The sequence below is a fragment of the Citrobacter sp. CK194 genome (assembly GCF_030333395.1).
Taxonomy (GTDB): Bacteria; Pseudomonadota; Gammaproteobacteria; order Enterobacterales; family Enterobacteriaceae; genus Citrobacter_B; species Citrobacter_B koseri.
The window spans coordinates 923,630-946,815 of the sequence record NZ_JAOWGA010000019.1; the positions used below are offsets into that span (position 1 = coordinate 923,630).

Here is a 23,186-nt window from a genome sequence, read left to right on the forward strand (position 1 = left end):
GTTTAATGTCAGGGGTTGATTAGCGATACCACCTGCGTGGTTGTTTATTTGTCTTTCTTTACGGTGAGCGACGCTTTCCATTCACGGTAAAGGGTTTCCAGTCCCTGACGGTACGTTGTTATCTGAAAGTCCGGGAATCGCCGCTTAAATTTTGATGAATCAAACAGGTTATCATGTTGATAGCGGGGCAGGAGCTCCCGGAGTTCCCGTGGGCCTTTGGAAAAGATACCGGCGGCGAACAAGGCGAATTTGCTCAGGACAGACCATGACGTTTCTTTCCCGAACACGTTACAGGCCAGAGAAACGAACTGCGCATAGGTGAGCCGTTCATCGCAACAGGGCAGGTGCCACGTCTGACCGAAGGCATCAGGGGTGTTGCCAAGACACGCTAAAGCCCGACTGGCATCGGGGGTCCATATGAGCGTACGTAATGTGTCGTCACGTAATGGCACGCGTGGTTTTTTCCCTGCTTTAAGTCTGTCTAAAATTAAGGCATTGGTAAAACTCTGGGTTTTTCCCGGCCCATAAAACTCGGGCGCGCGCCCGATAAGCACAGGGATGTCGCCCCGGCGCATCTCCTCCAGCACCCTGTTTGCCATCAGGGCCCGAACCCGTCCTTTGCGCCCTGACGGCAGGAACGGCGTTTCCTCGGTCTGCAATCTGCTGTCCTGTGGGTACATATAAGTATTGTCAAAATAAACAAAACTTGCCCCCACTGTCCGACACGCGTTCAGCGCGTTTTGCAGCATTATCGGAAACTGCTGTTCCCAGAGGTCGGCATCCGGCGGCAGACCCGCCGCAAAATAGACAATGCGGCTTCCTTTAACTGCTTCCAGTGTCTGACGGGCATCCAGTAAATCAGCGGGCATAAGGCTATCGCTGTCATTTACCTTCTGTGGATTACGGCTTACAAGCCTCAGTTCAGCACTGTAAGAATGCGTTAACTCGCGAGCAAGTTCCCGGGCAATCTGTCCGCTTGCCCCCAGAATCGTTTGCATCTCACTTCCTCTTCGACAATTTCAGACGAGTGTCCCGGCCCATTGGCCTTTTTCAAAGTATAAGTTTAAAGTTCACTTGAAGGTCAATGGGGTGTTGCGACGTTGTTTAAATGTCGTCTGGTATTGGGATACACCGCCAGCAACGGAATGGCGCCGAAGCCGAACATCAAGCGATGAAAAATACGAGATTGCGCGTTGTCGAGGCATGGTAGAGTGTGGGGGCTCAAAGAACGATTCGAGGTTTGCGCTATGCAACAAATTGATTTTTACATGGTTGATGCCTTTAGCACGGCTACTTTTGGCGGCAATGCCGCAGCCGTGTGTCCGCTCATCGAGTGGTTGCCCGATGAGACATTATTGAAAATGTCTAAACAGCATAACCAGTCAGAAACGGCTTTTTTTGTCCCAAATGAAAACGGCTTCGAGTTGCGCTGGTTTACCACTCAGGGGGAAATAAATCTGTGTGGGCATGCCACACTTGCTGCTGCGCACGTCATCTTTGAACATCTTGATTACCCGGGCGCGACTATCCATTTTGATACCCGGTTTGTTGGCCCATTGACAGTAGCACGCAGCGGCGAGTGGTTGACGCTTGATTTTCCTGCCTGGGAAACCGAGCCTGTCGTGCCGCCGTCCTTATTGCTGGAAACGTTGGGCATCACAGAATGCAAAGAAGTGCGCGTGGCGCGTGATTACATGGTCGTGCTGGATAATCAACGGCAGGTAGAAGCGCTACGCCCGAACATTAATGCCATGCTCCCTCTGGGGAAAATGGTTTGCATAACCGCGCCCGGCGAAGAGAAATACGATTTTGTCAGCCGTTTCTTTTGCCCGGGAGAAGCCGTAGCGGAAGACCCCGTTACAGGTTCAGCACATAGCATGCTAATTCCGTACTGGGCTGAAAAACTGAAAAAAACACAAATGCTGGCGCACCAGGGCGCCGAACGTGGCGGGGATTTACGCTGCCAGCGAGTGGGGGATCGAGTCCACATCGGCGGACAGGCAACAACTTATCTGCTGGGTAAGGTACTGTTGCGCTAGAACGTCCAGAATGCGGTTCGGAATGGGCTTTCCGGTAAAAAGGTCTGCTGTACGATTATGGCAGACCTGACGGCGCTTTAGGCTGACTGCGTTGTGCCAGGAGGGGGCGTTGCTAATGTCCGCACGGTACTAATGATGTGGGGACAGGGCATCCTGATAGTTTTAAAAAAGCCAATCTGTTATATTTAATCGAAATCGTTTTCGATAAATCAATCAATTCTGGTGGCATGGGATGAAGCAAAGGATCAATATCGTAAAACTGGCACAGCACCTCGGGTTGTCCGTCTCTACGGTATCCAAGGCGCTGAATGGCCGGGAGGATGTGAGTAAAGCCACGAAGCAACGCGTGCTTGCCGCCGCGTCTGAACTGGGCTTCTCGCCCGATCCGGCGGGACGGCGTTTGCGCAGCGGAACGTCGGAAACCATCGGGTTTGTGCTTTCGTATCCTCAGGCCCACTTTGCACAACCTTTTTTTCTCGATCTAATGGCCGGAATCGACCAGGAACTGGAAAAAACGCCTTATCAGTTGGTTATTGTCACCGGAAGAAGCATTGAATCGGAGATAGACAGCTTCAGACGCCTGGTTGAACAACAGCGTGTTGATGCGGTGATGTTTGGCAGAACGCGTAAAGAGGATGCCAGAATCCAGTTTTTGCAGGATCGCAGCGTGCCATTTGCCACTCTCGGACGAAGTGAAACGGGCAATCCTTTCCCGTTCGTTGATATTGACCGCACTGTTGCCGGGCGCAACGGCACCGCGCGCTTTATCGGCCTGGGGCACCGCCGCATCGGGCTTCTCAATACTCCAGACTACCTCATGCTCAGCCACCACTTGCGGGCAGGCTACATGGCGGCGCTGGATGCCGCAAATCTGTCTTTTGATCCTGCTCTGATTGTTGACGGGGAGCTGTCCGAAACAGGCGGATTAGCGGGTGCCAGAAAGCTGCTGGCGATGAAAAATCCGCCAACGGCGATCATGTGCGGCCACGATTTGATTGCCAGCGGCGCGATGCAGGCCATTGTGGAAACTGGAAAGCGCCCCGGTACCGATGTGGCAATTATTGGCTGCGACAACCACCCGCTCGGACCTTACCTGAATCCGCCGTTAACCACCTTTTCCGCGCCAACCCAGGAAGCGGGCCAGCGAATGGTCCAGTTGCTTCTGGCGCACATGAACGGTAAACCGGTCGAAACACTACAGGAGGTGTGGTCGCCCGAGCTGATCCTGCGCTCCTCACACGGTAGTGAATTTTTCCAGAAAGCATAACCTGCCAATTTCCCTGCCTTGACGGCCACACGCGGTCAGGGTATTGTCTATTTAATTGTCGAAAACGTTTTCGATAAAATTAACAAAGGAGAAAGAACATGACGTTGGTGGAAGGAGGATGCCTGTGTGGTGCCGTCCGCTACAGAATGAAAACACCGCCCCGCTCGGTGGTGGTTTGTCATTGTACCCATTGTCAGAAAGCGAGCGGAAGTGCATTCTCGGTTAACCTTCTGGTGGAAAAAAGTGATTATGAACAGCAGGGAGTAACGGCATGCTTTACCGATACAGGCGACAGCGGACTGCCGTCACACCGCCACTTCTGCCGGGAATGCGGCTCGCCAGTGGTAACCGAAGCGACAAATATGCCCGGCATGTTACTGGTTAAGGCCGGCACGCTCGATAACCCTGGAGAGTTTCCCCCGCAGGCCGAAATTTATACCCGATATGCTGTTAAATGGTATGCGCCGATCGCGGGTTGTGTACGGTTCGTTCAGGCCCCTGTTGCCTGAACACGATAACTTTATTTTTAATTCCTTGCGAAAACGTTTTCGTTAAATATGAAACGGACAGGGGAAAATGATGCGGTTTGCCCAGGCTCGCCGTTCCCCTATATTTTCTCTTATGCATTTATCATCAGGAGCCTTTTATGAGCTTTCAAAGTATTAACCCGGCAACAGGTGAATTACTCAAAACTTTCCCGTTGCAGACCGATGCTGAGGTCTTTTCCGCTCTGGAAAAAGCCGACACGCTTTATCGCGACGACTGGCGTTTACGGTCTGTGGCTGAGCGTGCTGCGATTGTCGGCAAGGCGGCAAAAATCCTGCGTGAGAAACGCGATGAGTATGTGACCTACCCGACGCTTGAAATGGGGAAAGTGACGCGCTTTGGCTATATGGAAATTGATTTAGTCGCGGATATTCTCGACTACTATGCCACCAACGGTGAGCGTCTGCTCGCGGCACAGGCTATTCCAGGCGAGCCAGGTGCGACGTTACTCTCCGAACCTATCGGGGTTATCCTGGCGATCGAACCCTGGAACTTCCCTTATTACCAGCTGGTGCGCGTGGCGGCGCCGCAGCTCATCGCCGGTAATGTCGTTATGCTCAAACACGCGGAAAACGTCCCGCAGTGTGCACTGGCGTTCGCTCGGTTGTTTGAGGAGGCGGGCGCGCCGGAAGGGGCGTACACCAACCTGTTTTGCAGTATCGATCAGATTGCCAGCCTGATTGACGACTTCCGGGTGCGCGGGGTCGCGCTGACGGGCAGCGAGCGGGCGGGAACGTCCGTTGGCGAACGTGCCGGGAGAAATCTGAAGAAGGTCATTCTTGAGCTGGGCGGTAGCGATCCGGCGATTATTATGCCTGGCGCGCCGCTGGATCATGCTGTAGAGCAGGTTGTGATGGGGCGTACCTGGAACTCGGGGCAGGGTTGCGTCAATATTAAGCGCGTCATTGTGATTGGCCGTGAGCGTGGCGAACGCATGCTGGAGGCGCTCAAAGAGAAGTTTGCGGCAATCAACGTTGGCGATCCTGAGGATGCGTCGACGCTGCTCGGCCCGCTGGTAAGCGAACGTGCGTTGCAGGGGCTGCTGAAACAGATTGAAGAGGCGAAAGCGGCAGGGGCAAACATTGTTTTTGGTGGCAACAGAGTCGACCGTCCGGGTTTCTATCTTGAACCGACCATTATTACGGATATTACTGAGGCTAACCCACTCTATACTCAGGAAGCCTTTGGACCGGTACTCTCTTTTTATGTTGTCGACAGCGAAGAAGAGGCGATTCGTCTGGCAAACGCGACGCCTTACGGCCTGGGCGGTTACGTCTTTGATGCTGATACGAAAAACGCGCAGCGCATTGCGTCGCATATTGACTCCGGGATGGTTTACATCAACTCCTGTTTTGCTGACTCTCCGGGCCTGCCGTTTGGCGGTGTGAAAAACTCCGGCTTCGGGCGCGAGTTATCGGAAATCGGGATGGGGGAATTCCTGAACCGAAAATTAATCCGGGTAACGGAAATCGAATAATAATAAAGCCACCTGAGATACAGGTGGCTTTATTTGTCTATGGAAATAATTTGGGAATCAGCGCGCCCAAATCAGCGAAGTGCAGATAAGCTGATTCGCAACCTCCTTTTACGAAGGCTCAACCTCAAATCACGACAACAATTTTCCCGATTTGCTGACCTTTTTCCATATAGCGGTGTGCATTGGCGATTTCGGAAAGCGGGAAGGTGCGGTCGATGCGCGGTTTCAGCTGCCCGCTCTCCAGCTTCTCGAAAATGTAGCGTTCCGCGTTTTTGAGCGCGACCGGGTCGCCGGTAATTGAGAACATGGTATAGCCCATCATTTTGAATGGTTTACCCTGCGCTCCCTGACCCCAGGATTCATAAATCGGGAACGGTGTCGGTTCCGGCGCAAGGTTACCGTAAATCATGATCAGGCCATCTTTGGCCGTCGCGCGCGCCAGTTCGGCCAGACCGGAACCAGCTACGCTATCAAAAATGATCCGCGCGCCAGCGCCTTGGGTGATTTCCATAATTCGGGTTGCAACGTCTTCTTCGCTAGTCACGATAACGTGATCCGCCCCGGCAGCAAGCAGTTCATCCCGTTTGTCGGCGCCGCGCGTGGTCGCGATGACAATCCCACCCTCTGCTTTAACAATCTGAATTGCCGCGATCCCAATGGAGCTGGTTGCTGCTGTCAGCACGACGTAATCGCCCTTGGTGACATGGCCGTTATGCACCAGCGCCCCGTAGGTTGTGATGTACTGCATCCAGATACTTGTTCCTTCCTCGAATGATAAGCGCTCAGGATACGCGGCGAGCGCCTCGGCGGGTACGATAGCGACTTCGCCATACACGCCGTATTGATTAAGTGGGAAAGCGGGAACTGTGGAGCGGATTTTCCCGATAAGCCCTGTATCCACGCCCGAGCCAACCGCCTCGACAATCCCGGAGGCTTCATAACCAATGTTTGATGGTAGAGTAGGTTCCAGGAAATATTGCCCTTCGCGGAACATCACCTCGGCGCGGTTCAGCCCAATGGCTTTTACCCGCAGGCGAACTTCACCCGGACCTGGTTCCGGTAGAGTGAGCTCATCGATACGTAAAACATCTGCGCTTCCTTTTTCGTGGAACCGGATAATTTTCACTAAATTTGTCATGCGGATTCTCCATGCCTCATGAGAAGGCTTATTCTGGTTAAAGTGGGTTTTTCGCAGGTGGGCATTCAGCCCACTCGCGGATCAATCAGGAATTTTTCGCCCGTCGCTTTGCGTTCAAGCGCGCGTAAGACATCAGGATCAAGCAGATCGGCCAGGCCGATGGTCCGCGTGTAGCGGCTGGCGAAGGTGGTCGTCAGTTCATCGACGATCCGCTGGCGCAGTCGCTGAAGAACCGCCGGGGAAACCGTGTTGAGATAGTTAAACAGCAGCCATCCCGATATGCTCCAGGCATAGCCGAGTCCGCCACGATCGAGGACTGTCGGGGCACTGTCCAGCCCGCCATAGATATACAGCTGCTTAAAGAGAGTGGAACCGTAGCGGCTATAGGCTGCGGTTTTGCGGGCGGCAGCGCGCTCCATAGCATTTATAATTTCAATACCCAGTTTGCCGCCGCCGATGGCATCAAAAGCAACGGTCGCGCCGGTCTCTTCAATCGCATCGGTCAACCGGGCAGCAAAATCAGGCTCTTTGCTGTTGAGCACATAAGTCGCACCCAGTTCGCGCAGGATCTTTTCCTGCTCAGTGGTGCGCACGATATTGATTAACGGAATACCATCGGCCAGACAGATGCGCTGTAGCATCTGACCAAGATTCGATGCCGCTGCGGTATGAACAAGCGCTTTATGGCCTTCCCGAAGTGCCGTCTCCACAAAACCGAGTGCGGTGAGTGGATTAATAAAAATAGAGGCGCCATCGGCTGCTTCCACGCCCTCGGGCAGCACAATCAGATTGTGCATATCTGTCCTGCGATAATCGGCGTACATACCACCACCGGACATCCCGACACGTTTACCGATAAAGGCTTGTGCATTTTTCCCTGCGGCCACGACGGTACCCGCGCCTTCGTTTCCAACAGGCATGGGTTGTCCCAGGCGGCCAGCGATAGCCGGCAGACGTTCTGATGGGACAGTCATCGTGACACGGCTGTCGAATTCCCGAATATCAGATAGATCCGCCGGGCCTAACAGCATGCCGCTGTCGCTGGGGTTAACCGGGGTCGCCTCGATCCTGACGATCACCTCATCGTCGCCCGGTTCGGCCAGTTCGACCTGCTCCAGAGACAGCACAAGTTCACCGCTTTTATCAATCGTCGAGCGTATTGCACGTCCACTCCAGCTCATACTCATCTCCTGCCGTTATTTATCGAAAACGTTTTCGTAAAGAGTGTACACTTAAATTTAAGTACAAGTGTAGTTTTTAGTCACCATAAGCGCACATTTAAGGAAATCGTTTTCGAAACAAGGAAAAGACATTGCCTGGTTTTACTGAGTAATCAGGTTTAGCTTGAATGGGTAAAGATCAATTGTTGTTTGCATCGCAAATGAGGGGGCGATAGACGGGATGTTCCAGGGATAACACCTTCCAATACTACCTTTTCAGGCGAAGATTTCTGTACACCCATAGCATCCTCTTAAACGTACATCATAGACAAAGAGGCAGGGGGGATGTGGCAATTGATAACCTGGGCGGAGCTGCCCTGGGCGGAATAAGCGCATCAGGGATGCCGTGACGGCATCCCTGCTTATTTAAAGGATCAGAAGAAATCAATTCGCGTATTGATACCGACGGTGCGCCCCATATTGACCTGCGCGACGGCGCTGCTGCCGTTCATGTAGCCATAGGTACGGTAACGACGGTCGAACAGGTTATCGACATAGACGGAAATGTTCATCCGTTCAGTCGCCTGCCAGCCCAGGCTGCTGTCCAGGGTGGCATAGGTGCCTTGCCGCAACTGGTTGTCGCCATCGAAATAATGCGGCCCGACCAGATTAACCGCCAGTCGGGGCATCAGTGCGCCATAGCGCGTATCAATCACGCCGTTCACGCTGCTTCCCGCGCCATAACGTGGTACGAACGGCACCCGGTTGCCGTGATACAACTCACTGTCATTGGTGAATTCGGAACGGATCACGTTGCCATTGATATCCCATGACCAGCCAGGCGCAAACCGCCACTTCGCTTCAAGCTCAACGCCGGTGGCGTCGGCTTTACCCGCATTGCTTAATGTCTGCATCCCGACCGGGCCAGAGTAAAGCTGCATGTCTTTGGTGTGGGTATAAAACGTCGCGGCTTGCAGCGTGACGTCAGCGGTTTCGTAGCGGGTGCCAAGTTCATAGTTGATGGATTTCTCGGCGACGAACGGTTTGGCATCAAGACCCGCAGTAGGCACGATGTTGTACCCGGAAGGTTTATATCCCTGGGCTACACGGGTATACACTCTCCAGTCGTCGGTCAGCATATAGCCTGCGGATAGCTGCCCGAGTACCTGATCGTCATTGCTCTTACCCTGGTCGCCAAACGGGTTGCCGAGCATGCTGCCGTGATATTGTGTACTGGATTTATCATGCGAGAAGCGCACGCCGCCGCCGATATCAAAACGATCGGTTAAATGCCAGGTCAGGTCACTGTATGCGGCCAGCGTTTCAGCGGTGGTATAGCCGGTACTGCTTAAATAAGGCATTGTCGGCATGTCGTAGGCTGAATTTAACTTCTCGCGGGTGTTCTGCCGGTACAGCCCAAACACCATATCAACGGTACGCGCATCGCCCAGGGTTGCGGCGCGCAGCTCCTGCACATCCTGATTCCAGCGCTGAGGCATATTGACGATTAACGAACCGGAAGGGAAGGTGCGCGAATAATGCTGCTGCTGCCAGGCGCTGATCAGGTTGAAAACCCAGTCATCGGTGGTGTATTTCCCACTCAGGGTCTGGCTGTCAGTGCAGCGCCGCATGTACGGGTCTGGTGAACCATCGCTAAGTGAGAGCTTACGGCCCTTAATATCATTCCATCCCACATAGGCGTCCTGGGTGGCGCGGGTGCATTCGCGTGAGGCAGCAAAGCCCATTTCCCAGGGCTGGTCGTCTGGGGCGAGACGCAGTTTCACATTCCCTATGCTGGCGCGGGTGCCGCCTAAATCATCGCTTCCCGTCGCGGGGTTAATCATGTCGCCGTCATCAACCTGGCGTAACAGGGTGACGCTGCCGTACAGCAGGCCATCCTGAATGGGGCCGCTCAGGTTGAACTTACTTCGATAACTGTCGCGGCTACTGACGCCGCCTTCAATATAGCCGCGCGGCGTGCTGTCCGGCTGCTGGGTGACGATGTTGATGATCCCGCCCTGAGCGCTTTTGCCATATAACGTTCCCTGTGAGCCTCGCAGCAACTCCACGCTTTGCACATCGGTAAGCGCCTGGATGGTGTTGGTGGAAAGCTGAGGGACGCCATCAACATACAGGGTGACGGCGGGGTTATAGAAGTCCTGCGCTGAAGAGACGCTGCGTAGCGAGATCGTCGAAAAAAGCATGTTGCCGCTATTTTCAATATTGAGCCCGGGCAACACTCTGGGGAGTTTGTCGCTGGCGGTGACGCCGGCGTCGCTTAATTCCGGCGCGCTGACAACGGTAGACGAGACATTGTTGGCTGATGCCGAGCGGGAAGATTGTTTACTGGCGGTAACCACCAGCGTGCTTTCGTCTTGCTGTGAAGTCTGGGCATTAGCAATGGCGGGGAGCAATAATCCCCCCAAGGCCAGAGGATAAAGCCGTGTCATTTTCATTGTTGTGAGTCCCTGTAAGACGGCGAAACGCCAAAAATACCGACAATGGTGAATTGAAAATGATAACTATTTCTAATAGTGGTGCTACCCGAAACGGGTTTATTTCAACCTGTTTCGGGTCGGTTTGCGCTTATTGGACAGAATGGCGATAACGGTCGACGGCGAGAGCCGTCAGGCGTTTTTTGTCTATCTTGCCGACGGCGGTGAGCGGCCAGTGGTCCAGATACTCGATTTGGTCAGGAATTTTCCACGCGCTGAGTCCCATACGGGTCAGTTGTTGACGCAGTTGTTGGTAGTCAGTTGGCATCTGCTGCGCGATGATAAACGCGCAAATCCGCTCGCCAAGCAGCGTGTCCGGCGCGGCGACCACCGCGCAATCTTGCACTTCCGCTAAACGCAGCAGTGCCGATTCCACTTCAGCAGCGGCTATTTTTTCTCCGGCGCGGTTGATCTGCTCTTTTATGCGCCCCTCAACGTGCAGGTTCCCCGCCTCATCCAGCCTGACATTATCGCCAGTGCGGTAAAACCCTTGCGCAGTAAAGGCCTGCGCGTTGTGAGCAGGGGCGCGGTAATAGCCCGAGATGGTATAAGGGCCGCGCGTTAACAATTGCCCGGTTTCGCCCGGTGCGACGTCGTTCTCGTCTTGATCAACGATGCGGATTTCATCCAGAGGGGACAACGGGCGCCCCTGGCTGTGGAGAATGGTGGCATGCGGATCGTCCAGCCGGGTAAAACAGAGCAGGCCTTCCGCCATACCGAAAACCTGTTGCAGGGTACAGTCAAAGGTGGCGATAACCTGCTTAGCAAGCGTCGGGTCGAGCCGGGCGCCGCCTGCCTGAATGACGCGCAGCGACGAAAGGTCGCTGTCTTCCCACTCCCTGGCCTGCACCCATAATTGCGCCAGCGCCGGAACCAGGGCGACGTGAGTCACGCCTTCCTGCGCGATTAAAGGCATCACCTCATCACAGCTGGCGCTGTCGGTCAGCACCACTTTTCCGCCGCAGGCAAGCGTTCCCAGAATGCCGGGGCAGGCCAGCGGAAAGTTATGCGCCACCGGGAGGACGGCGAGATATACGCTCTGTTGGCTGATGCCGCACAGTTCAGCAGAAGCGCTGAAGTTATAGCTATAGTCGGCATGTCGGCGCGGGATGAGTTTGGGCGTGCCGGTTGTGCCGCCTGAAAGCAGCAGCAACGCGGTGGCGGAAACATCAGGCTGCGGCCACGCCTGCCGCTCACCGTGAAGGGAGAAGAGCGGCGTAAAATCGTCGCTCACGGTCTCTCCTGCGACCAGGACATGACGCAAGCAGGCGTGTTTGTGCGCCATCTGTCGGGCCAGCTCTGCGTGGTTTTCCCCGTGAATAACGTAAGCGACGGGTTGCGCCAGCTCAATCAGCGCGTCGATATCCAGCGCCCGTTGCGAGGGCATCGCCAGCACGGGGATAACGCCCAGTCTTAACAAGGCGAACAGCAGGGTAACAAACGCGTTGTCGTTGGGAAGCTGCACAATTACATGCTCCCCCGAACGCAAACCCAGTGATGACAGACCTGCGGCAAGTTCGTCAACTTGTGCATCAAGCGCGCTGTAGGTTAACGACCCCTTTGCATCAACGACGGCAATTCGCGAGGCATAACGGGCCGCCCAGTGGCGCAACTGTTCGGCAATGGGTAAGGGATACTGTTCAATCAGAGATTCAAAGGAAGAATTCATGCGTCACCTTTCTGAAGTGCTGGGCTGTTTTTGCAACGCGGTCATTGCAGAAAATGCGTGGGGAAAATGGCGGACAATCTGCGTAAAAAAGGACCGGGCTTGTTGAATGGGATAGAAATGATCGCCGTCAATCACCACCGGGCCTGTAACGTGGCTCAGCCACTGACGCCAGGCATCGACCTGCTGCCAGGAGGCTTCGCGATCGTGGCTGCCGCACAATAACAGCGCAGGCGTGCGCAGCGGCGGACAGACGTCGGGCGAGTCGTAGTGATAGCTCTCGGTGGCGTAAAAATCAGCGCGCAGAAGAGGAAGAAACAGCGACATTAATTCCTGGTTTTCCCGCAGTTCAGGAGAACATCCGCCAATGTCTATCAGTTCAGCGATAAAGCCGGCATCATCGCGATGGCTGAGCTGGCGTTCAGAATGCAGATGTGGGGCATGGCACCCGGAAATAATCAGTCCTTGCGGCGCATGCCCCCGTTGCTCCAGAAGTCGGCAGGTTTCAAACGCCACCTGCGCTCCCATGCTGTGCCCGGCGAGTAAAAGCGGCGTGTCAGGCGATACGGACGCTTCCAGTTCGTTCGCCAGCAGTGCCGCCAGTTGTGTAATGCTTCTGAGCGGTTCCAGATGGCGAAGGCGATCGCGCCCCGGCCAGGTCACCAGAGAAAGCGCGCAATCAGCCAGTTGCTCAGCTTGCCAGTGGCGAAACGCGCTGCTGCTGCCGCCAGCGAAAGGGCACATGACCAGATGCGCAGTATTGCCGTTCCGGGCGGGCCACAGCGGGATGCACATTACAGATTGCGTCACAGCGCCTCCTTATCATCATCGTTGTAGAAACCGGCTAACCGGTCGTGGTGCGGCGGCGTCAGGCGTCTGATCTCCGCATTGCCGGTCTTACGTAAAATCTGCTGCCATAAACGTGATAACGCGATCTGATGTACGCTTTGGCAGGCCGCTGGTGGATGTTCGCCCGCCAGATGGCTGCGCAACTGGTGTAGCAACCAGCAGACGCCCTCCGGCCCGACGGTTTCGCAGCAGTCGCGCCAGCTCAGAGGCGCCGCGCTGCGCGTCAGACCCGGCGGATCGCGCAGGATCTCCGGTCTGCGGTAGAGACTGTGGGCGTTCTCCTGATGGTCTGCGACAAACAGGCTGGATGACCAGATGACGGGGCCGTAGCTCGCCTCCAGCGAAAGATGACCTTCCGGCCAGCCCAGCAGCAGGCGGTGCATGATAAGGCTATGCATATCTGGATCGTCAGGATCGAGATAGCGCTGAAGCAGCAGACAGGCTTCTCCCTCCGGCCAGAAGAGTCTCAGGCAGTGGAAATCGCTAAAGCTGCCAACCACGTCGCACTCCACGGCGGCGGCATCAACGCCCAGAGCCAGCAACAACAAATCCAGCGTGGAGTAGAGCAACTGTCGGCTGGTGGTGACGTGGACTACCGGCGGCGTCTTAGCCAGGCAGCGACGCAGCTGCTGCGTATCGCGAAGCCATGCGCGTCCCGCGCGCGTATGCGGATAAAACGTGTTTACCCAATAGCAGCAGCCCTGTTCCTGCGCCAGCGTTTGTAAGGAACTGATGTCATCCGGGTGGAGGGGATGCTCCTGAATGACGTGTACGCCGCGCGTCAGAAAGTGTCTGGCAAGCTGCGTACCGGTTCCTCCGGCGACGGTCGAACGCACGACAATACAGGCGATATCCGGCATCCTGGTTATCTGTTCCGGCGAGGTATACAGCGGAATGCCAAACGCATGGGCCAGCTCTCTTGAGCGGGCGCTTCCCTGCGCCAGCAGGCCGACCAGTTCCAGCCCCTCCGGGGGCTGCATAAAGGCATTCAGGTACATTTCGCCAAATTTGGCGCCCACAATCAGTACGCGTTGTTTTGGGGAGGCGGACGGCATCATAACGTGTTCTCCGGTTGCGTTGAGGTTGCGCAAAGCCAGCGCGTAATGTGTTGCGCACAAGCCTGAACGTGGGGGGCTTCCATCATGATTTGCCAGTGGCTGGCTTCAATCACAGCGTCGTCGGCGTTGTTTATCCAGCCCTGCCACTCGGTTTCTGCTGGCGTCCAGCGTGCGGGTCTCCCGGCGGCATACACCATGAGACAGGGGACCGGAACGCTTTCGCCCGGCGTATGCTCAGTCAGTAAACGCAGCAGATGCGCGATGTTATCGAGCCACGTTTCTGCCGCTTGCAGCGTCAGGTTTTGCGACACCATACCGGCCGTTTTAGCGAGGCTGATAAAGTCGGCAAGCTGGCTGTCGGGCGTCTGCTGGTCGAAATGTTCGGGCAGCGCCAGAGGCGTTTGTCCTTCGGCTAACAGGCGCAGCAGGGTCGCCCGGTTTTCGCAACAGAAATCCTGTCGGCACACGGGATCGATTAACACCATCCGAACCTGCTCGCCTTTGGTGTACAGGCGCTGTGCGGCGCCCGCCGCAAGAAACGCGCCATACGACCAACCTGCCAGCACATAAGGGCCGTGAGGCTGCTGGCGACGGATGCACCCGACATACTCATCGATCATCTGGTCAAGCGTGGTGAAGCGCTGCGGCGATTTTGCTTGCAGGCCGAAAACGCGCCTGTTCAGCGCGCTGGCGAGCGGCAGCCAGGCGCTGATATCGCCGTCCGAAGCGTGGAAGACGAACAGGGTTTCGTCGCCGTCGCCCTGGCAAAGGGGTATCGGGTTGTCCTCTCCTGACGTCGCCGCCTGTAGATGGGCGCAGAAGTCGCTCAGCGTCGAATGGCTGAACAGATCCTGAAGGTTAGCCCTGGCAATCCCTCTCCGGTTTAGCTGCGCGACCATCCTTGTCGCCATCAGGCTGTCGCCGCCCAGTTCGAAAAAGTCGTGATGCCTTGCCACGGGGCGAGACAGCAGCGATTGCCAGAGTTCAGCCACCTGTTTTTCCAGCGCCGGATTCCCCCCGGCAACTGGCGTGGGTTTGGCTGGCTCAATCAGCGCATCAGACGGGGCATGCAGCGGCGTAAATAACGCTTCTCTTTGCCGGATCTGTAAAACGGGCAGACCGGTGCCAAAGCGCTGCTGTAAATAGCGGCTCACGGCTTCTTTATCCGGGCGATTTACGCCAGGCGAACGCGCCACCAGCAGATGCTGGCGCAGCGGCGACGATTCCTGCGCGGGCCACGCCAGCTCGTTTGCAAACCCGGCCTGAACGAGAACCTCCTGCCATGCGGAGCGGGTGAGCATCGGTTTCTCATCCCGGCGGCGGAAATCGCGGTATCCGCTTAATCCCTCAATAAAGCCCACGCTCGCCAGCTGGAATACGCTGTTTCGCTCCGTCGCTTCAACGATCAGCAAACGTCCGCCGGCTTTCAGCAACAGTTTTAATCTGCGCAACGTCTGGACGACATGGCTGGCGTCGTGGAGCACATTGACGGCGATGATCAGGTCGTAACCCGCTTCCGGGTGGGCGGTGAAATCCAGCGGCTGGTTGATGTCGAACAAGGCATAAGACACCCGCGATTCATCATGGAAACGGGCTCTGGCGTCATTGAGGAACTGCGCGGAGACGTCCGTGAAGTGGTACGACTGCCGCGTGTTCCGCGTGGCCTTCAGCACCGGCGCGGTAGTGGCTGCGGTTCCGGCGCCAACCTCCAGAATCCGTTCTGCGCCGCACAAGGCGGCAATCTGCGCGGTATAGCGATTCAGACAGGTGCTGGCGGGGTTGTCGCGATACAGCGCGTCGGTCACGCGATGCTGCTCGTTGAACAGCAATTCCAGCGGTGAACACTGCCCGGAGAAGAGGGCGTCGTGCCGGGCGATGCAGGTTTCCAGATACTGCGCCAGCGCCTGGCTCCATTGGCTTTGCGGGCACGCTTCCTGAGGCTCAGGAATCTCGCTGAGCGGAACGCGGCAGCGCCAGCTTTCACCTTCGCGGATTAACCACTCTCTTTCCGTCAGACACTGTAGCCACTGGCGCAGCAGACGCTGGTGAGACGCTTGCGCGGACAGCGCCTGTACTATTGCGCTAAAGCGATGGGCGATCTCCGGCGTGGTAAACAGGCCGTGACGATTTAGCGTAGCCGCGATCCCCTGTAGCGCACGCGCCTCCAGCCAGCGCCAGGTCGCCTCCAGCTCATCAAGCTGCGCCTGCTCAGGCAACGGCAGCGCCAGTTGGGTAAGTTCGTGCTCATCAGGCGTCGCCGCTGATGGCGACGGATCGTCGGCCATTACGATATCCAGCGTCAACGCGCCTTGTTCGGTTATTTCCGCTCTGGCCTGCCGGATGCCGGGGTATTCGAGCGTCGCCTGCTCAATATCCCGCAGGTCGTAGTCCGCCTGCGCGTTCAGCGGCCAGCGTCGGCGGGGAATGTGCCCGGCGATGCCGCTGGCGAGAGTCTTCAGGCTTTCAGGGGCGGCGATGACGGCTTGCAGGATGGCGCAATAGTCATTAAACATCGCCTCAGCAGCGCCGGGTTCCAGCACGTTGTCCATGCAGTACCAGCTAAACACCAACTCGCCGTCGCTCTCCATGACCTGATGATCCAGCCAGACCTGCGGCGTTTGCGTGAACACATAGCAGGGTTCGCCGAACAGATGGCTCATTGCCTGATCGATAGTCATGCCTTCCAGCGTCATCCCCAGCATACTGGTAAACACCACCGGCATCAGCGGTTGACGTTGTGACCCGCGCAGGCGGCCCAGTTCGCGGATCACCTCAACACCGTTCATTTCACTGTGCGCCATGTTTTGCCAGAGGCGCTGTTGGGTCTGTTGCATCTGCTCTTGCAACGTCACCGGCGTTGAGAAGTTAAAATCAACCAGCGTGACGGAGGTAAAATCACCAATCAACTGGTTGATTTGCGGATGGATCGGCTGGCGATTGAAGAACGTCAGGTTCAGCGTAAATGCCGTGGTGCGGCTCCAGCGCTCAAGGGTGGCGGCAAACAGCGTGAGCAGCGCGGCAGACGGTGTGACGCCTTGCTGCTGCCAGCGCTGTTTCACGGTCTGCCATTCTGTCTTGCCGATCGTCGATTTGAAGGTGGTGAAGTGTGGCGTTTCCGGGGGCGTCTCAACCACCGGCAGCTCTGGCGCTAAGGGCAGTTGCGGCAGTTTTTCCTGCCAGTAATCCCAGGCATCGTGCCATGCCGATGTCTGTCGGCGCGCCTGTTCAGCCATCACATAATCACGGAAGGTAATAGCGAGCGGTGCCAGCGTTTCGCCGCGCCAGACCTGCGCCAGGTCGTCCATCATGACTTTAAAACTCTGCACATCGAACTGCAAAAGGTCGAGGTTCATGTGCAGGCGGTAATGGCAATCGTCGATTTCGCTGACCACCAGTTCAAAGAGAGGCCACTGGTCGGCAGGCAAAACACGATAGCTCAGTTCATGCCGCCGTTTTTCCAGCGCGATGCGCTGTTCTTCCGGGGAAAGCGCGCGCAGATCGTCACGCTGGATGTGATACTCCGGCGTTGTCGCCAGGACTCGCTGCTGCCCGTCGGCATCAACCACCATGCGCAACATATCGTGGCGTGCGATGAGCTGGTTCCATGCTTTCTCCAGTATGGCGAGATCGAACTCATCGTGGCGTTTATCCCACTCAAACAGGACGTGACAGGCGACGCCGCCATAGCCAATGAGGTGGGTTCGCCCCAGCCAGTAGGCGTGCTGAATGGGCGTCAAAGGGAAGGGCGCATAACGCTCGTCGGCGTCGTGCTGCAACACTTCCGGCTGCGAAGCGGCAGGCGCCGCCTCTGGCTTAGAACAGATAAGCTGCGTGAGTCCATGAGGAGACAGATCCTGCCACGCCCGTTCCGCATTGATGCGTACGCCCAGGTAGTGCTGAATATCGCTACTGAGTTCAAGGAAGAGCAGCGAGTCCATGCCGAGTTGCAACAGATCCTGGTTTGGATGCAGTGACGCCGGATCGCTCAGCCTTAGCTGAACCGCAATCCGCTTTTTCAGCCATGCCATCACCGCCGTTTCATCGCTCAGGCTGCCGTTAAAGGCGTTGTCATCAGCAGGAGGAATGACAGGCGTTGCGGCTTTTTCTGTGGCGCTGATGTTAAACAGAGCCTGTTGTAACGGGGGCATTTTGTCGGTAAAAACGCGCATCGCCAGTCGCCACGGGGCACCGCGCATCACCGCCTGTTCCAGGTGCCAGCAGCCTTCGGCATCGCTTAACGCGCCCATACCACGGCTGGCGAGCGTCGCCAGCATTTCCGGCGTGGCCGCCCGACCGCTTTCTCCCCATGCGCCCCAGGCGACAGAGAGCGTTTTCGGCGCATCAAGGGTGGAAAACTGCTGGGCCAGCCCGTCCAGGTAGCCGCAGGCCAGCGCATGGGCGCTCTGACCCGGCGCGCCGAGGGTGGCGGCAGCGGAAGAGTAGAGAATAAGATAGCGTCCGTCGTGGTTGCGCAGGGTTTGCAACAGCTGGCTTGCCGCCTGCGCTTTTACCGCAAAAACGGTGGCCAGCTGGTGGTCGTCAAGCTCCTGCAAGGGCGCGTCAGCCAATACGCCAGCGGCATGAATCGCTCCGGCAATGCCGCCGTTGGCCGCCAGATCGTCAAGAACCGTGGCCAGTTGCCCGGCATCGCCCACATCACAACGGCAGACGCGCGTCTGCCCGCCCTCCACGTCGCGTAGCCATGACTCATCCACGCGCGGCGCCAGCAGGGCGATGCGTCGCGCCCCTTTTTCTCTGAGCCAGTTCACGGCAAGGCGGCCTAATCCGCCAAACGCTCCGGTCACCAGATGCCAGCGGCTATCGCCGGTAAACACGTTTGCCGGTAATTCAGCGGCGCATCCCGTATTGGGCGCCAGTGAAGGGAGCCAGAGGGTGTCACCCCGTGCGGCGAGCCAGCGCTGTGATAGTGAGACTGCGCTCAACCCTTGATGCAGCGTTTCCCACGGGGTGTTTTCGGCGAGATCGATGGCGGCAATCAACCGTTCCGGCTGTTCGTTGGCCGCGACGCGAAGCAAGGCCCATAGCGCGTGATGGGACGCAGAGAGAGCCTCATTTTCCTCGACTCGCCACGCGCGGCGGGTGACCACAATCAATCCGGCTGCGCTGGCGGTGAGCGCCGCTATCACTTTCTCCGCTAAGGCCAGCGTATCCTCGCTCTCCTCAACAATCATCAGTCGCGAAGAGGCGTGCGGATCGTGAATGATGCCGTATTGCGCCAGCTCGTCGCTGCGCGCAAGCGTACCGGTGCTAAAGCTGAAGGTAAGCGGATGGTCAACGCTGGCGACGTTGAGGGGCGTCCAGCGCCATTGATAATGCGTCTGCGGCGCAGGAAGAGGCGCGGCGGGCGATAGCGGCAGCCACTCGCCAGCAGGATGACGGGCTTCAACGCGCATCTGACCGCGGGAAAAGGCTTCGTTTTGCCAGCTTAAGCGAACCTCCCCCAGCCACTCCGGGGCGACGACGGGGGGCGGTTCCACAGGGAGAGCGTCGCCATGACGCTGTGAGAGCAGACGCCAGGCCTCCTGCCAGCGGGCGTTAAACCGTTCGGGCTGACCTGCGCAATCAGACCAGTCGGCGAGATAATCACCGTTATCCGTCAGCGCCTGCCCCAACACGGGTTCTGATGGCGCTGTGAATGTTACGGCGCTAACCGCCTGACCGGGCAGCGTGGCGAGAATGATATGTTCGCTCATCCCGGCGGTCGGGCTGCCATCCTGCGGTAGCCACGCCACTTTGCTGAATCCGGCGTGGCGGCACTGTTGCTGCCACTGAGCGGTGGTGAGGAATAACTCACCTTCGCGGGCGTCGAGATCCTGTAGCGGAAGAACCAGCGGGCCGAAAACGAAATCAAACAGACGCATTGGCTGGGTGATTTCGCGCATCAGCAGGCGCCCGCCCGGCTTGAGCAGGGGGCGCAGATTATCGAGCGTGCGGCCAATATGGCGGGTGGCGTGAATCACGTTCGCCGCCACAATGAGATCGTAAGACTGTGCCTGGAAACCCTGAGACTGCGCCTCTTTTTCGAGATCCAGCTCGCTATACTTCACAAAATCATAGTCGGCGAATTTCTGCTGGGCGCGGCGGGTGAACAGCGCCGAGATATCGGTGAAGTGGTACTCCAGCGCCGGAACGCCGTTGAGTTCCGGCAGCAGCCACGCGGTGGTGCCGCCGGTTCCGCCACCAACTTCAAGAATACGCAACGGCTGGCGGGGCTGACGCGTCTGGACAATGCCGCGTAATACCCCGGCGGCGATTTGGTTGAAATAGCGGCCAAAGCTGAATTCCTGATACAGCACCTCCACGCCGTCGGAGGCGCTTTGCGGGAAGATAATCGCCACCGGTTCTTCCGCGCCGCTCATCATGTCATATAACCGATCGCCGGCACGGGCGATGGTGTCGGGAATAGCCTGAAAACCTTCACAATAACCGGCAAGTTCCGTCAGCAGTGATTCCCGCTGTTGATGTTCAATGGGGCGGGCGCGAGCGTATCGCCCGTCGGTGCAGCGGTAATCGCCGTCGACCACGCAGTTATTCAGCAGGCGCTGGAGTAGCTGCTGGTAGCGGGGCAGCAGACGTCCACGGCGCATGATGGTCATGGCGTCCACGCCGTTCTCAATGGCATCGCCGGTACAGCGTTGTACCAGTTGATCGACGTAGATGGCGTGCAGGCGCGTGGCGCACTGTTTAAGCGCTTCCAGGCGGGGGAGATCGAGCGCTGTCGCGGCGCGACTCGCCACCTCCAGCCCGGCAGACAGCGCTGCGTCGGCAAGCTCGCAGGCCGGGGAGACGCGCTCTTTCCAGTAACGCTCAGTATCAAACGGATAACATGGCGCAGCGATACGTTGTCCATCGCCCGCCAGTAGGTCGGCCCACGGTAGGGCGACGCCGGCAGCGTAAAGCTGGAGCAGGGCCTGATTGAGGACATCGCTCGCCTCTTTGTTACGTCGGGCGCTGGCTATCCAGTATGCGTTATCGCGGTATTCGCGCTGCCCGGAAGCAACCAACTGGGCATCGGGCCCCATCTCCAGAAAAACGCGGGCGCCGAGCTGATGCGCCACCTGAATACTCTGGATAAAACGCACCGGCTGGCGCATGTGTCGGCGCCAGTAATCCGCCTGGTTGAGCGTTGACTCATCAATGACGTCGGCGGTGAGCGTGGAAATAATCGGTATTTGCCCCGGCTCAGCGTGCAGCCCCGCGCAGGCGTCCTGGAACCGATCGAGTATCGGCTCCAGTAAAGCGGAGTGCGCCGCGCCGGTTACGCTCAGGCGACGATAGTTAATGTTATGCTGCGAGAGCGTGGCGCAAAATACCGCGAGACGGGCTTCCGGCCCGGAAAATACCGTATGTTGCGTACCGTTGTTGGCGGCGAGATCCAGCTCAAACTGGCGAGCCAGCGGCATCAGCGTGTCTTCGTCTGCAAATACCGCCACCATCGCGCCGCTTGCGCACTGCTGCATTAGCGCGCCGCGCCGACAAACCAGTGGCATGACCTGTTCAATCGTATAGTGTCCGCAGACGACGGCAGCGGCAAATTCACCGACGGAATGCCCAATGGCGAAGTCTGGCTTCAGTCCTTCAGCGCGCCAGTGCGCCGCCATCGCGATTTCAAACGCGACAATCGCTGGCTGCGCCCAGGCCATATTGTCCAGCTGCGCCGAATCGGGGTTAAACATCGCTTCGCGCAGTGACGGCGTGAGCATTTCGCTACAGGCGGAAAAACAGCGATCCAGCGTGTCGGCAAACGCCGTTGAGTGCTGGTACATCGTTTGACCCATAGTGCGCCAGTGCGAGCCCTGGCCGGTAAACAGCCACACCTGCTTGCCGCTGGCGCCGTGACCGCTGTAAACCAGCGCCCCCGATTTCTCACCGGCCCAGGCGCTGAGCGCCGCAGCGGTTTCACGGTTTAATGGCGCCGCCAGGCGGAAGGGAAGATCGAGACGGCGCGCGTGCAGGGCCGTGAAGGCCAGATTGCTGGCATCCGTATTCTCCCTCAGCGCCCCGGCATAATCCGTCGCCAGCCGCCGCAACGCGCTGTCGCTGGCGGCGCTGAGCAGCAGCGCGGTACTTTTTCTGCCGCCATCCGTATTGGGGAGGCGCGCGTTGAGCGCGTCGGGCAGCGAGGCGACGATCATATGGCAGTTGGTGCCGCCAATACCAAAGGAGGAGACGCCCGCATAGCGCATTTCGTCCTGCCATGCCTGTGCCGACACCGGTATGGTAAAGGGGCTCTCTTCAAGCTTCAGCGCCGGGTTGGGGGTGTGAAAATTCAGTAAGGGTGGAATTTGCCCGCGACTGACTGCCAGAACGGTTTTCAGCAGTCCGGCAATGCCCGCCGCGGTATCCAGATGCCCCATATTACTTTTCACGGAACCGAGCGCACAGCGCTGATCCTGCGGGCGAGGCGCATAGACGTTGCGTAACGCTTCAATTTCAATCGCGTCGCCCAGCGGTGTGCCGGTGCCGTGGGTTTCAATGTAACCTACCTGCCTGTCGTCGATGGCCGCCAGCATTAACGCCTCTTCGATGACCGCCTGTTGCCCTGCGACGGAAGGGGCGGTATAGCCGACCTTTCTGTTGCCGTCGTTGTTGACCGCGCTGGAGAGGATCACCGAGATAATCGGATCGCCTGATAGCAGCGCGTCTCTCAGGCGACGCAGCACCACGCAGCCGAGACCGTTACCGGCCCAGGTGCCCTCAGCCGAGGCGTCAAAGGGACGACAGTGACCGTCAGGAGAGAAAATCATTCCGGGCTGGTAGCGGTAGCCCGCCTGCTGGGGGAAAGAGAGCGCCACGCCGCCGGCAACCGCCATATCGGATTCGCCTGCGCGCAGGCTTTCACAGGCCAGATGCACGGCAACCAGCGAGCTGGAACAGGCGGTCTGTACCGATAACGCCGGGCCGTGCAGGTTGAGTTTGTACGCGGCGCGGGTGGCAATATAGTCTTTATCATTGCCCATCAGAGATTGCAGACCTTTTACCTGCGCGACTTCTGTCACGTTCAATGCTTCGCGACCGGGGTAGGTACTCATCCGGGAAGAGGCGAAAACGCCGGTCTTATGGGGGACGGCGCCGGGGGCATAACCGGCATGTTCCAGCGCATGCCAGACCGCCTGCAAAAACAGGCGCTGCTGCGGGTCCATCGACTCCGCTTCCTGTCGCGAATAGCCAAACAGGGTGGCGTCGAAGCAGTCGGCGTTGTCTAACACCGTACCGATATTGACATAATGAGGATCGTCAATGATGGCGGCATCCAGACCGACGGCCAGAAGTTCTTCGCGCGTAAAGCGTCGGCTGCATTCACGACCTTCCAGCAGATTTTGCCAGAACGTTTCGCCATCCGGCGATTCAGGAAAATGGCAGGCGTAGCCGATAACCGCGACAGGTTCGCAGTCCGGGTAGTGTTGAGCGATCGATGCATCAATGGAATCTGCTGTCGGCGCAGAAGATAAGCGCAAGTTATCCATAAT

The 23,186-nt window shown here is 57.5% G+C and carries 12 protein-coding genes; 4 read left to right on the forward strand and 8 right to left on the reverse strand.

The genetic code is table 11. The features are described 5' to 3' along the window. Positions 1–44: 44 nt before the first annotated feature. Positions 45–998 (reverse strand): NAD-dependent epimerase/dehydratase family protein, encoded by a 954-nt coding sequence (locus OGX80_RS20515; protein WP_112002028.1) that lies wholly within the window; start codon positions 996–998, stop codon positions 45–47. Between the two features lie 249 nt (positions 999–1,247). Here OGX80_RS20515 and OGX80_RS20520 point away from each other — a divergent pair, with 249 nt between their 5' ends. The 4 genes from OGX80_RS20520 to OGX80_RS20535 all read left to right on the forward strand — a co-directional run bounded on the left by OGX80_RS20520 (position 1,248) and on the right by OGX80_RS20535 (position 5,329). Further along, complete coding sequence (locus OGX80_RS20520) at positions 1,248–2,039, forward strand: PhzF family phenazine biosynthesis protein (RefSeq protein WP_104868582.1); 792 nt, start codon at positions 1,248–1,250, stop codon at positions 2,037–2,039. A gap of 232 nt (positions 2,040–2,271) precedes the next feature. Continuing rightward, entirely contained in the window at positions 2,272–3,306 is a 1,035-nt protein-coding gene (locus OGX80_RS20525; protein ID WP_197982111.1) for a LacI family DNA-binding transcriptional regulator, read from the forward strand. A 98-nt stretch (positions 3,307–3,404) separates the two neighbouring features. Then, complete coding sequence (locus tag OGX80_RS20530) at positions 3,405–3,815, forward strand: GFA family protein (protein WP_115181564.1); 411 nt, start codon at positions 3,405–3,407, stop codon at positions 3,813–3,815. Between the two features lie 137 nt (positions 3,816–3,952). Next, positions 3,953–5,329 carry an NAD-dependent succinate-semialdehyde dehydrogenase gene (locus tag OGX80_RS20535; RefSeq protein ID WP_049008987.1) on the forward strand — a complete coding sequence of 459 codons (1,377 nt, stop codon included), beginning with the start codon at positions 3,953–3,955 and terminating at the stop codon, positions 5,327–5,329. 124 nt (positions 5,330–5,453) lie between these two features. Here the strand turns inward: OGX80_RS20535 and OGX80_RS20540 are convergent, their stop codons facing one another. The 7 genes from OGX80_RS20540 to irp1 form a co-directional block, all read right to left on the reverse strand. Then, positions 5,454–6,467 (reverse strand): zinc-dependent alcohol dehydrogenase family protein, encoded by a 1,014-nt coding sequence (locus tag OGX80_RS20540; RefSeq protein ID WP_071258497.1) that lies wholly within the window; start codon positions 6,465–6,467, stop codon positions 5,454–5,456. 65 nt (positions 6,468–6,532) lie between these two features. Next, the gene (locus OGX80_RS20545) at positions 6,533–7,648 is read right to left on the reverse strand and encodes a zinc-binding dehydrogenase (protein WP_115181566.1); all 1,116 of its coding nucleotides are present in this window, start codon (positions 7,646–7,648) and stop codon (positions 6,533–6,535) included. A 413-nt stretch (positions 7,649–8,061) separates the two neighbouring features. Then, a complete protein-coding gene (fyuA, locus tag OGX80_RS20550) occupies positions 8,062–10,083 on the reverse strand; it encodes a siderophore yersiniabactin receptor FyuA (RefSeq protein WP_286471413.1) in 2,022 nt (673 codons plus the stop codon). Between the two features lie 130 nt (positions 10,084–10,213). Further along, complete coding sequence (ybtE, locus tag OGX80_RS20555; protein WP_112002032.1) at positions 10,214–11,791, reverse strand: yersiniabactin biosynthesis salycil-AMP ligase YbtE; 1,578 nt, start codon at positions 11,789–11,791, stop codon at positions 10,214–10,216. Between the two features lie 3 nt (positions 11,792–11,794). Beyond that, positions 11,795–12,598: a yersiniabactin biosynthesis thioesterase YbtT gene (gene ybtT / locus OGX80_RS20560; protein WP_115181567.1), complete on the reverse strand. Its 804-nt coding sequence runs from the start codon at positions 12,596–12,598 to the stop codon at positions 11,795–11,797. Then, positions 12,595–13,695 carry a yersiniabactin biosynthesis oxidoreductase YbtU gene (gene ybtU, locus OGX80_RS20565; protein ID WP_115181568.1) on the reverse strand — a complete coding sequence of 367 codons (1,101 nt, stop codon included), beginning with the start codon at positions 13,693–13,695 and terminating at the stop codon, positions 12,595–12,597. The genes ybtT and ybtU overlap by 4 nt, the downstream gene beginning before the upstream one ends. Beyond that, the gene (irp1, locus tag OGX80_RS20570; RefSeq protein ID WP_115181569.1) at positions 13,692–23,183 is read right to left on the reverse strand and encodes a yersiniabactin polyketide synthase HMWP1; all 9,492 of its coding nucleotides are present in this window, start codon (positions 23,181–23,183) and stop codon (positions 13,692–13,694) included. The genes ybtU and irp1 overlap by 4 nt, the downstream gene beginning before the upstream one ends. Between the last annotated feature and the right edge of the window lie 3 nt (positions 23,184–23,186).